Below are 12632 nucleotides of genomic sequence, written 5' to 3' on the forward strand. Positions count from 1 at the left end.
TTTTTGTGGTTATTAATGATAGGTTACATAATATGTTGGAGTTTTTCATTCGTAGATTTTTGGTAATTCAAAGCTAGCACAACAAGTTAAATTATTAAAATATTGAGTTAAAGCAAAGAAGGAAAATGTACAGAGGCAGCGAATAAAATTAAAATATAAGATAGTAACTTGGTGACTAAGTTAGTTACTGGTTAAAAACTAATCTGATGTTTAGCAATTCTTAAATATCTGATGGCAAAAGCAGTTATAACTGTTTCTGGAATTTTGATACACTACTAACTAAGTTTTAAATGTTAATTAAGGAGCTGATGTTTTTGGTTGATAGCAAAGAGATCGAACTTACACCCATTAAGCGAATCAGGCTTTATGAAGAGGTTGAGAGTCAGTTGATGTCCTTGGTGAAGAATGGAAGGATTCAACCCGGTGAAAAGTTCCCTTCGGAAAGCGAACTAGTAGAGCAACTTAATGTTAGTAGAGCGGTATTAAGAGAGGCTTTCAGAATATTAGAAGCAAAAGGGCTGGTTTATTCAATTCAGGGAAGAGGACGCTATTTGCGCTTTGTGGAAGAACCTAAATCAGTTAATAGTGAATATTTAGCACTTGAATTAGAAAAGACATCAATAATCGAAATTTACGAAGTAAGATTAGGGTTAGAGCCGATTGCGGCGAAACTAGCAGCTCAACGCTGGAAAACAGAAGATATTGAGTGCATGGAGATCATTGTTTCTAAGTTAGAGACAGAGGAACAGCATAAACAGTTTGATTATCCATTTCATTTAGCTATAGCAAAAACATCTGGTAATTATGTTTTAAGAAAGCTTATTGTTATGCAGTTAAATCTAGTATATGGAGTCAGCAATGAAAAAGTAAATTTCATTCTCAATTCCAGGAAAATAGAAGACTATGTTAATGAACACAAAAAAATATTAGAAGCCATTAAAAAAAGAGATGGAGATATTGCTTCAAAATTGATGGAAGAACACTTGAGTAAATCTCTATACTTACTTATGAAAGATAGAAATGACTTTTAATTTTCATTTTGGTATGAGAGTACTAATTTTGCTGTTCTATTTTGTCATTGCATATATAAAAGAGATGATCCATTGAAAGAATACATTATAAAAGGCTATTAATTGGTGTGATTCTTATATTCACAGTTATTTAGCGTGCTAAATAATGTGGCAGGGAGTTCAATAGATTTGAGGGTTGACAGAAAAGTTATTTAGAGAGGTATGAGGCCTTGAGAGCAAAGTATGGCCTGGATTGTCTTTTACATAAGAAAAATATAACTTGGATATAAAAATAGTTGAAGACCTTCGCTTTGGTATTTTTCTTGAAACAGACAATCTGTATGGAATATAAGTAACCAAGTTTGTAGGAGATACACAGATGAAAATTTTGAAGGCTGTGTTATGGTTCCATTTTGCTCAGATGTTGAATAATGTACATATCGTAGTGGTATAGAAGGACTTGTTGTAACTGAAAGTAGCGGCATTTATTACAATGATATAAAATAAAATTAATTAAATAAGGAGTAATCTTATGGCTAGGTTACTCCTTAAACTTGCTTCATTATTATTACTGTAAGTAAATGATTATATTAATGCTGATATTTTTATTATGTTGAAAATTGATAAACCTACGTAATGATTAAAGGAGGAATATAGTATGTATTTTAATGTTAGTGAACTTGATCAAAAGCTAGCTGAAAAAATTAAGGAAAAGAATTTACCTGGAGTTTCAGTTTGTATTCGCGGTCCAGAAGGAGTAATACTTGAAAAAGGTTATGGCTATGCAGATGGAAATATGACTAGGCTTGTAGATGGAGATACAATTTATGGTATAGCATCTTTGAGCAAGTCTATGACAACATTGGCCTGCGCTATTTTAGCCACTGAAGGGAAATTGTCATTTGATGATCCTGTATACAAGTATTTTCCAAACTTTGAGGTACCAGGGAATCCTAAGGATAGTGTAACTCTCAGGCATCTGGCCATGCACACTGCTGGTATACCACCTATGGAGCCATTGGAATGGTCAATAGCAATGAACACTAGTGGTCGTAACAGTAGGTGGCTGAGAGAGATGCGACGAACTGCAATAAACAAGATGGATAATATACATCAAATTATTGATTATATTGCAGAAGGAAGATATCCTACATTAGGCGGTCCAGGTGAATATATGAGCTATTCAAATGAGGGATATGCAATCCTATCTTATGTAGTCGATATGGCGGCAGGAGTAACTTTGGAGGAGTTTTTGAAGGAGAGGGTATTTGAACCTATAGGAATGAACAGAACCGTTATTGATTACGATTGCAGCGAAGCTAAGGCTATATCAGGAGGAAATATTACTCAATTATTTGGTTATGATGATGATGGAAAGTTGTATGCAGATGATAATTGGTCTATATTACCTCCATTTAGAGGTTGCGCCTGCGTTAAATCTACAGCTCATGATATGGCGAGATACTACCAATGCTTATCCAATAATGGCATAATTGATGGAAGACAAGCCATACCTTCAAAAGCGGTTGAAATTCTGGTAGGTGATGAATTCCCTGAACAAGAGAAGGCTTTTTATTGTCTAGGACTAAACAAACGTGTAAAAAATGGACATGTTATTTGTGAACATTCAGGCGGGCTTCATGGAGTATCATCATTTGGTGGATTCTTTAAAGGTGAAAATTATGGTTTTTCAGTTCTTTGCAATATGAGCGAAGAAGATGTTGAAGATTTAGGCTGGATGATGTATAACATGGTTATGGGAAGACCTCTTGAAGAAGATCATTATTGGCTTCATCCTACAGGAACAGATTTCACGCAACCAGAAATGTTAGTTGGAACTTATCGTTGTCATGAAGGTATTCCTGTAGATATAAAGGTCTATATTAAAGATGGAAAATTAATGGTGGCTGATAGTGTTGGTGAAATGACTACCAAGTATTGTGGTGAAACGTGGTTTCAAGCATTTCGCCAAGAGCCTGTACCTGCTAAGCGATTGCGTTTCTGGGTTCGAAATGGTAAGGCCTGGGGTGTTACTGTATATACTCGTTTGTATCAAAGAGTAGATGATTAGTAGTAAGCTTGATTAGTTATTAAAATCTTATATGGATTGATGAGGAGCAAATGATATGTTGAAACCAAAAAGAATAGAAGATTATGGAATTATTATTGGACAGCTTCCAAAAGGGAAGTTAAACAAAATTACTGACGTAGAAGGAATAAGAGTTGGACACTGCACAATTGATACTGAAGAAAATAAGACTGGTGTTACAGTTATCCTTCCAATAAATGATAATATTTTTACCAATAAGCTTGTGGCAGCTTCTTATGTATTGAATGGATTTGGCAAGACAACGGGTCTTATCCAAATAGATGAGTTGGGAACCCTTGAGTCTATTATAGCTTTAACCAATACATTAAATGTAGGACCTGTTTATGATGCAGTTGTTGAATATATGATAGAACAATGTAAGAAGGAAAATATTGAGTTGCAGTCAGTTAATCCAGTGATTTGCGAATGCAATGACAGTTATCTAAATAATATACAGTTGAGAGCAGTAAAAAAAGAACATGTTTTCAAAGCCATTGAGAATGCATGTATTGATTTTGAAGAAGGCGATATAGGTGCTGGCAAAGGAATGAGCTGTCACCAGCTTAAGGGTGGAATAGGATCTGCTTCAAGAATCGTAAAGCTTGATGGAAAGGACTATACGATTGGGGTATTGGTTTTATCAAACCATGGAAGGTTAGAAGATTTTATGATAAATGGAGATAGAATAGGCAGCAGAATATCTAGAAGTATTTCAGCTGAAAATGTACCCGATAAGGGTTCGATCATATCAATTATAGCAACAGATGTGCCTTTATGCAGCAGACAATTGAAAAGGATTTGCAAGAGAGCAGGTGTAGGATTGGCTAGATTGGGCTCATACATTGGCCATGGCAGCGGTGAGATTATGATTGCATTTTCCACTGCAAACATACTTAAAGCTAATGGTGAGAATGAGATAATTGATGTTAAAGTATTAAAAGAAGAAAAGATAGACATAATTTTTAGAGCAGTTGCGGAGTGTGAAGAAGAAGCTGTTCTAAATTCTATGATTACCAGCAGTAAAGTTGTAGGTTATAAAGGAAAATCCAGAGATACATTGAAGGATTATATTGAGGTGAGGTAGGATGATTCTTGGGATTATGGGGGGTATGGGTCCAGCGGCTACCTGCGATATATACAATAAAATAATTCAATTAACCCCGGCAACTTGCGATCAGGAACATCTGCATATTATTATAGACAGCAATTCTAAGATACCCGATAGGACAAGATATATTTGTGGTGATGGAGAAGATCCTAGAGTAGAAATGGTGAGATCAGCCATAAAGTTGGAAATGATGGGTGCAGATTATATTATTATACCTTGTAATACAGCCCATAATTTTTACGATGATATTGTAAAATATACTAAGGCAAAAGTTCTCCATATGATCAGAGAGACTGCATCTTTCTTAAAAAAAACTAAACCTGAAGAGAAAGATTATCTGCTTCTTGCTACTGCCGGTACGTGTAAATCAGGAATCTATAAGAAAGTGTTTAGGGAATTTGATTTGAATATTATAGAACCAGATGAAGATGATATAAGCGTTGTTATGAATTGGATATATTCTGTCAAGTCAGGTCAATTTAATGTGACTTCTGAGGAGTTTCAGAATTATGTATCAAAATATATGCAAAATAAAGAAATACCAATTATTCTAGGCTGTACTGAATTACCGCTTCTAGCTGATAATATAGGTATAAGAAGTAAATGTATAGATCCTGTGTCAATACTTGCTAAGCGTTGTGTTGAAATTTATCAGGAGCATGTAGGCGAAAGTAATATTTAAAGGAGGTATAAAAATGAAAATATTTATTAGTGCTGATATGGAGGGTACAACTCCAACTATAAAATGGGATGAATGTGAAGTTGATAAGAAATTTTACAACTTTTATGCTGAGCAGATGACAAGGGAGGTTGTAGCAGCATGTGAAGGCGCTATCAATGCAGGAGCAGATGAGATAGTAATAAAGGATGCCCATGATACTGCTGCTAATATAGATATAACTAAGCTGCCAGAATGTGCAACTTTGATAAGAGGTTGGTCAGGACATCCATACTCTATGGTCTATGGTATTGATGGCAGTTTCGATGCAGTTATGTTTGTCGGTTATCACAGCGCTGCTGGAAGAGAAGGTAATCCTCTATCACATACAATGACCGGCAGACCTTTGTTTATAAAGTTAAATGGTGAATATTGTAGTGAGTTCATGTTATACAGTTATGCTGCTGCTTTGGAAGGTGTACCAACAGTATTCTTATCAGGAGATAAAATGTTGTGCGAAGATGGCAAAAAGTTGCATCCTGGATTACATACAGTAGCAGTTAAGGATGGAGTTGGATCATCAGCAGCCTGTCTTTCTACAGCAAAATCATTGAAGTTTATAAAAGATACTGCTGAGAAATCATTGAAGCAAGATTTGAAAAAAGCCAAGATTACTTTACCGGAGCATTTTAGTGTAGAAATTTGCTTCAAAGAACATACTTACGCTAACAAGGTGTCATATTATCCAGGTATGAAAAAACTAAACAGCAATACTGTATTGTTTGAAACTAATGATTATTTTGAAGTATTAAGGATGGTAAGCTTTGTACTATAAAAACCATACCAGTTACAATTTAAAAAAATATACATGTGGTTCTAAAAAAAGGTCTGTTATCATGTTAGAATGATAACAGACCTTTTAATTTGATATAAATGGATGGTGTTTGTATGAGAATCGGAGTAATTATGGGTGGTATATCTTCAGAAAGAGAAGTGTCGCTAAACACGGGAAGAGAGATAGCAAGTAATCTGGATAAAAATAAATATGAGGTAATACCAATTGTTATTGATAAAAAAGAAGATATAATAGAAAAAACAAAAGATATAGATTTTGCATTTATTGCTTTACATGGAAAATTTGGAGAGGATGGTATAGTTCAGGCTGTATTGGAGACATTAAATATTCCTTATTCAGGTTGCAATCCATTAGCTAGTGGAATATGCATGGATAAGAGTATTACTAAGAGCATATTAAAAACAGCAGGAGTCAATATTGCGGAGTGGATAGTAGTAAGTAGTATAGATGAGCTGGATTACCAAAAAATATATGATATGGGATATCCGGTTGTTGTAAAGCCCAATAGCGGAGGATCTAGTGTTGCTACTTTCATTATAACAGATGAAGAAGGTATAAGCGAAGCTGTTATTGAAGCTTTAAAATGGGATGATGAAGTTATGATAGAAAAATATATAAGGGGAGAAGAGATAACCTGTTGTATTTTGGACGGTAATATTCTTCCAATAATATCAATTAAGCCTAAATCCTGTTTTTTTGATTATACATCTAAGTATGCAGATGGAGGAGCGGATGAAATAATAATTGAGCTGGATTCACCTATAAAAGAGAAAGTAGAGGAAACAGTTATTAAATGTTGGAAATATTTAAAATGCAGTGTATATGCCAGAGTTGATATGATAATCGGAGAAGACGAAATATATGTGCTAGAGATAAATACATTGCCCGGCCTTACTAAAAATAGCCTCTTCCCTAAGAGTGCAATGGCATACGGACTGAGTTTTTCGTCTTTGTTAGACAGAATAATAGAGCTTTCAATAAAAGAAAGAAGCTAATATTCTTTATTTTTGAGTATAAATATGTGAAAATGGTAATAGAATGACTATTACCATTTGTTTTGAGGTGAAAATATGTTTCACAATATTGAATTAGATAAAAGCCAGCCAATATATATTCAGATAAAAAATTACTTTAGAACAATGATTGCGAAGGGAATGCTTCAAAAAGGGGAGAGATTGCCTTCCACAAGAGAGCTTTCAATGACATTAAATGTAAGCAGAAATACAGTGATTTCTGCTTATGAATCATTGATGGATGATGGCTTTATAAATGTTATCGAAGGCAAAGGAGCTTTTGTAGCAGATATTAATGTCAGTTCAAATTCTGGATGGCATATTGATTGGAATAGCAGGATAAATGACTATGCTACGGCTGCTAGAGATTTAGATATTGTAAAACACGAAGCTGCTTGGAAAAAGGATATGATTCCCATGAGCAGCATATCTCCCGATCCGGAATTATTTCCAATGGATGATTTCAAGAGAGCATTCATGAATATTTTATCCTTGGAAGGCTATAAAATATTGAATTATGGTTATGCAAAAGGGTATAAGCCATTGATTGATTTATTACTTGAATATATGGAAGGCAAAGGCATTAATGTAGATGGTAAAGATTTAATAATAACAAATGGTTTTACAGAGGCTTTTGAAATTCTTTTATCTTGCTTGGTGTCAGAAGGGGATTCGATACTTTGCGAAAATCCCACTCACAATACAGCATTAAAGATAATGAAGTTAAAGAAACTAAATATATGTGGCGGAAACATGTCTGAGGATGGAATAAATATTGAAGATGTAAAAAGAATAGTACAAAGCAAAAAAATAAAGCTGGCCTATATTACACCTTCATATCATAATCCTACTGGCATAACAATGCCATGGGAAAAGAGGATGGAGTTATTCCATACACTTATGAGCTACAATATTCCTATTATAGAGAACGGTTTTAATGAAGAATTGAGATATTTTGGTTCACATATATCTCCAGTTGCAGCCATAGAAGGAAATGGTAACAGCGTAGTTTATATTGGAAGTTTTTCTAAGGTCCTTTTCCCTGGTTTAAGGATCGGATGGATTCTTGGAGATAAGTCTCTTATTGATTATGTAGAAAGCGTAAAGAGAAGCAGAAATATTCATACTTCATTTATAGATCAGGCTGTACTTTATCAATTTATCAGAGAAGGTTATTTTGAAAAATATATAAAGAAAGTAAGAAGAGTATATAGGCAAAAATATGAGGATGTAGTTTCGGCTGTAAGGGAGAATATTCCTGATGCAAAGCTTTATGGGGATGGAGGACTTCATGTATTTATTAAACATGAAGGAATTGATTCAAGGCAACTTCTGAAAGAATGCATAAAGAAAAATGTGATTTTTACACCTGGAGATATTTTTTATATAGATAGAGAAGTAAAAAATACATTCAGATTAGGCTTTTCAAGAGTAAAAAGCGAAGATATAGCAAAAGGGATAAAAATAATTGGCTTACAAATTAAAGAAATGAAAAATAAAGGATAGCAATAAGCCATCCTTTATTTAGGTATTATTTTATATCTCCTTGCTCCGAGGTATCTTTTTAAATAATAGCTTGAATTCATGCTTGTTATTATTATTTTTCTGTCCCCTGTACTAGCATGTATGAATTGACCCGAGCCTATGTATATGCCTACATGACTTGGTCCTGATTTATATGTAGTAAAGAATACTAAGTCCCCTGGTTCAAGATTTTCTTTTGAAATTTTCTCTCCGCCGCCATATTGGGAACTGGCACTATGTTCTAGTTCAACGCCAAAATGCTTAAAAATGTACTGTGTAAAACCGGAGCAGTCAAAACCCTTTGGTGTGTTTCCTGCCCAAGCATATTTAACTCCTAAATATTGCTTAGCAAAATCAACTACTTGCTTTCCGGCTGTTCTTCTGCTTTCAGCAGCTCTGGCAGTTTCCATATCATTGTAAGCTGTGTATAATTTGATTAGGGTCTGTTGTTCAGCGATACCTGTAGCTTCTAACCCCAGATCTGATTGAAATTTTTTTACTGATTGTTCTGTTATCTCATCAAAAGTACCATTGATTTCACCTTCGTAATAGCCAAGGTTTTTAAGTTTGCTTTGAAGATCTGTAACATTTTCTCCGCTGTCATTCAATTTCAATGTAATATCTGTCTTCTCCAGAAGTGCAAGTTGTTGAATTTTAGTGTTTATGTACTTTATAGTTTCTTTTCCTGCAATCCCATCAGCCTTTATGCCAACAGAAATCTGAAAATCTATAACGGCTTGCTTAGTTTTTTCACCAAAATAGTTTGTAAACTCATTTTCTTTAAAAAAGCCTAGTTTTGAAAGTTTTTCTTGAAGCTCCCGAACATCCGGACTTGTCATATTATATTTAAGAACTGTATCTCCTAAGTCAGCATATGTACTGGTTGACATGAAAACCATACAAAGGAAAATGATAAAAATTGAAATAAACAGCTTGAAATAACCGCCCAAACAAACACCTCCCGTTTAGTTTCCAAATTGGTAGTGTCACGTATTAAATTATACAATAGTTTGTCCAATATTTAAAGTAAAAAAATAAAATGATTTTACAAAACAATCTGAAAATTATAAAATAATAACAAAGATTAAGTTTGGATGTGGACTCAATGAGTAAAAACATTAAAGAGATGTTTATTGTAGCTATATTTACAGCTATGTTGGGTCAGATCAACTTTTATCCATTTGGTACGGAGTTTAGAATAACAATAGCTGTAATTATTTTTCCTTTTTTATTAATGTATTTCAGAAATCTGACTATAGCGGATACAGCTTTTTTGGTTGCTGTTTTTGTATTGATTACAAGGGTAGTCATTGATTTGTGGTTTTATAAACTTGGTTTTGAAGCTGCTTTTATAAGGCATATGCCTTCATCTTTTTTCTACATTTGTTACGGTATAACCATCGATAGATTAAAATTTAGAGCTAATGCAGAAAAACCTTTGCAGTTCTTATTAATTCTTATATTTGCTGATATTGCATCCAATTTCTTAGAACTCATTCTTAGAAAGCATTTTATATCAAATCCATTTGAATCAATATTAGAGACTGTTGTGATTACAGCCTTAATTCGCTCAACCATGACCCTATGCCTATATTGGATCATAAAATCATATAATCTTATTATAACTAAAGAGGAGCATCAGAGGAGATATCATGATCTTCTGCTTATTACTGCTAAAATGAAATCAGAAATATTTTTTCTTAAAAAATCAATGCAGGATATTGAAAATGCTATGAGCAAAAGCTACGGCATTTATAATAAAATAAATGATGCAGTCAAGCTTCTTGATAAAGATCTGGAGCAAATTAAGTCTGATTCACTGGAACTATCTATTCAGATTCATGAAATAAAGAAAGATTATAACAGAATAGTGCTAAGCATGGAGAAAATACTTCCTGCAAGAGAAATTGGAAACACAATGAAGATCAGCGATATTTTCAATGTTATACAAGGACAATTCATCCATTATATTGAAAGTTTAAACAAGGATATAAAACTGTCTTTTAAAGTTAAAGGAGATTATGATACAGATAAATACTTTATAATAATATCTATACTAAATAATCTCATACAGAATTCAATTGAGGCATGTATCTATGATAACTCATATATTAATGTCATTAGTGAATTGGATAATAATAAGGTGATTTTCAGAGTCATCGATAATGGAAAAGAGATTCCTGAAGAAGCAAAAGAATTGATTTTTGAACCTGGTTATACATCTAAATACGACCCAAATACAGGTTTGGTATCTACAGGGCTGGGCCTTGCTCATGTAAAGATGCTGACAGAATATTTAAATGGAACCATAAATGTTAAATTATACAAAAGGGAGAAAGAATTCACTATTATTTTTTCGGCTGAAGAGATACTTATCAGGAGGTAGCTTTTATGCATAGGTTTATTGTTATTGATGATGATAGAAGTATTAGAAGCATCCTTATTAAAGTAATTGAGCAGTATGATTTAGGTGAAGTCATAGGTGAAGCAGATAATGGAGAAGAGGGAGAAAAAATGATAATATCTTATAGACCGGATATTGTAATTATAGATTTGCTTCTTCCTATGAAAGATGGGATATCTATTGTAAAGAAAATAAAGGAACTAGAAATTGCAACAGTTTTTATCATGCTATCTCAAGTTACTTCTAAAGACATCATTGGTAAAGCCTATGAGAATGGTGTTGAGTTTTTTATCAACAAACCAATTAATATAATTGAAGTAGTAAATATAATAAAGAGAGTCAAGGAGTATATTACTTTAAGAAGAACTTTTCAGACTATAGAATCAGCAGCTATGCAATTGAAGAAAGATGAAAATTATGGAGATTACTATAGTAAGGATAGATATAGAAAATTATTGAATCAGATACTATCTGATATTGGAATTATAGGAGAGTTAGGAAGTAAAGATATAATTAAAATATGCTATGTCCTTATAAAAGATAATAAACTTAATAATGATCTAGAAGAAATGCAATTGTCGGACATTTTTAGAATAGTTAATGAAAGGATAGACAATGAAAGTAAGAATTCTAATTTAGATACTAAGACAATTGAAATGAGAATAAGAAGAGCGGTTGCGAAAGCTATGAAAAATGTAGCGACTATTGGTATAGAAGATTTTGCTAATGAGAAATTTGTGCTATATAGTTCTTCACTGTTTGATTACATTGAAATAAAAAATGAAATGGATTATATAAGAGGTAAGAGCAAAACAGGTGGAAAAGTAAATGTAAAGACTTTCATCAGAAGGCTTTTGACTATGTTAGAGGAATATGACAACCCTTTCTGATTTGCGCAAAGTTTCCTAATTTTCTAACAATATTGTTGGTTTTAGTTTTTTTTTGTTACCTCGTGTTACTGTAACATTAAAATCTAATTACAAAATTAAAAAATATAGGAGGGGTTTTATGAAAAAGAGTATTGCTATTATATTAGTGTTAATGCTCATTTTTACAGCATTATTTACAGCTTGTACACCTGCAAAGACAAACATGATCCTTGCAACTGGTGGTACTTCTGGGACTTATTATCCTTATGGTGGCGCTATGGCTCAGATATTTAACTCAAAAATTCAAAACATGAATGTTACTGCTCAATCTACTGGTGCTTCAGTTGAAAATTGCAAGCTTCTTGGGCAGAATGAAGCTGAATTGGCAATAGTGCAAAATGATATGCTTGATTATGCATATAATGGAATTGAAGCTTTTGCAGCAGGAAAAATCGAAAATATCAGAGGTATAGCCACACTGTATCCCGAAATAGTGCAAATTGTAGCTTCTGTTGATAGTGGAATAACTAACATTAAAGACATGAAAGGTAAAAGAGTATCTGTCGGAGCTCCTGGTAGTGGTGTTGAAGCTAATGCAAGACAGATATTTGAAGCTACTGGACTTACTTACAATGATATGAGTGTAAGCTACTTATCGTTCTCCGAATCTGCAGACGCTTTCAAAGATAAACATATCGATTGTTTCTTTGTAACTTCAGGTATTCCTAATGCAGCAATACAAGATATTACTGCACAGAATGACATAGTTCTTGTTTCACTTACTGATGATGTAGTGAAAACATTGACTCAAAAATATCCTTTCTTTGTTGAATATAACATACCAGCAGGAACGTATAAGGGTCAGAGCTCAGATGTTAAAACAGTTGCAGTTATGGCTACATTAGCTACTAATTCTAATGTTTCTGAGGATGTAATATACAGTATTACAAAGGCATTATTTGAAAATCAGCCTGAGCTTGCGCAAGCTCATGCAAAAGGAGCCGAGCTAGTGCTTGAAGAGGCTGTTAAAGGGATATCCATACCATTCCATCCAGGTGCAGAAAAATATTTCAAAGAAAAGGGATTGCTAAAGTAATTAAT

The 12632-nt window shown here is 33.4% G+C and carries 11 protein-coding genes and 1 pseudogene; 11 read left to right on the top strand and 1 reads right to left on the bottom strand.

Translation table 11 applies throughout. The features are described 5' to 3' along the window. Positions 1-314: 314 nt before the first annotated feature. The 8 genes and pseudogenes from BUB48_RS11730 (at position 315) to pdxR (ending at position 8240) form a co-directional block, all read left to right on the top strand. Positions 315-1031, top strand: coding sequence for a FadR/GntR family transcriptional regulator (locus BUB48_RS11730; protein ID WP_073026432.1), 717 nt, complete (start codon positions 315-317; stop codon positions 1029-1031). Between the two features lie 321 nt (positions 1032-1352). Further along, a pseudogene (locus BUB48_RS19150) lies at positions 1353-1442 on the top strand (hypothetical protein); the annotation flags it as partial. A 226-nt stretch (positions 1443-1668) separates the two neighbouring features. Next, positions 1669-3081 (top strand): serine hydrolase domain-containing protein, encoded by a 1413-nt coding sequence (locus BUB48_RS11735; protein WP_073026433.1) that lies wholly within the window; start codon positions 1669-1671, stop codon positions 3079-3081. A 55-nt stretch (positions 3082-3136) separates the two neighbouring features. Next, a complete protein-coding gene (locus BUB48_RS11740) occupies positions 3137-4183 on the top strand; it encodes a P1 family peptidase (protein ID WP_073026434.1) in 1047 nt (348 codons plus the stop codon). A gap of 1 nt (position 4184) precedes the next feature. Next, on the top strand, positions 4185-4889 hold the full coding sequence (cuyB, locus tag BUB48_RS11745; RefSeq protein ID WP_073026435.1) for a cysteate racemase: 705 nt from the start codon (positions 4185-4187) through the stop codon (positions 4887-4889). 13 nt (positions 4890-4902) lie between these two features. Next, positions 4903-5700, top strand: coding sequence for a M55 family metallopeptidase (locus tag BUB48_RS11750; RefSeq protein WP_073026436.1), 798 nt, complete (start codon positions 4903-4905; stop codon positions 5698-5700). A gap of 113 nt (positions 5701-5813) precedes the next feature. Beyond that, positions 5814-6716 (top strand): D-alanine--D-alanine ligase, encoded by a 903-nt coding sequence (locus tag BUB48_RS11755; protein ID WP_073026437.1) that lies wholly within the window; start codon positions 5814-5816, stop codon positions 6714-6716. Between the two features lie 75 nt (positions 6717-6791). Further along, positions 6792-8240 (top strand): MocR-like pyridoxine biosynthesis transcription factor PdxR, encoded by a 1449-nt coding sequence (pdxR, locus tag BUB48_RS11760; protein ID WP_073026438.1) that lies wholly within the window; start codon positions 6792-6794, stop codon positions 8238-8240. Between the two features lie 14 nt (positions 8241-8254). Here pdxR and BUB48_RS11765 read toward each other — a convergent pair whose 3' ends face one another. Beyond that, a complete protein-coding gene (locus BUB48_RS11765) occupies positions 8255-9208 on the bottom strand; it encodes a C40 family peptidase (protein WP_073026439.1) in 954 nt (317 codons plus the stop codon). Positions 9209-9363: 155 nt separating this feature from the next. Between BUB48_RS11765 and BUB48_RS11770 the strand changes: the two genes are divergently transcribed. The 3 genes from BUB48_RS11770 to BUB48_RS11780 all read left to right on the top strand — a co-directional run bounded on the left by BUB48_RS11770 (position 9364) and on the right by BUB48_RS11780 (position 12627). Beyond that, complete coding sequence (locus BUB48_RS11770; protein ID WP_073026440.1) at positions 9364-10644, top strand: ATP-binding protein; 1281 nt, start codon at positions 9364-9366, stop codon at positions 10642-10644. A 5-nt stretch (positions 10645-10649) separates the two neighbouring features. Beyond that, positions 10650-11552 carry a response regulator gene (locus tag BUB48_RS11775; protein WP_073026441.1) on the top strand — a complete coding sequence of 301 codons (903 nt, stop codon included), beginning with the start codon at positions 10650-10652 and terminating at the stop codon, positions 11550-11552. A gap of 118 nt (positions 11553-11670) precedes the next feature. After that, positions 11671-12627, top strand: a complete 957-nt coding sequence (locus tag BUB48_RS11780; protein WP_073026442.1) for a TAXI family TRAP transporter solute-binding subunit — start codon at positions 11671-11673, stop codon at positions 12625-12627. The last annotated feature ends 5 nt before the right edge of the window (positions 12628-12632 follow it).

The organism is Lutispora thermophila DSM 19022, from assembly GCF_900142105.1.
Taxonomy (GTDB): Bacteria; Bacillota; Clostridia; order Lutisporales; family Lutisporaceae; genus Lutispora; species Lutispora thermophila.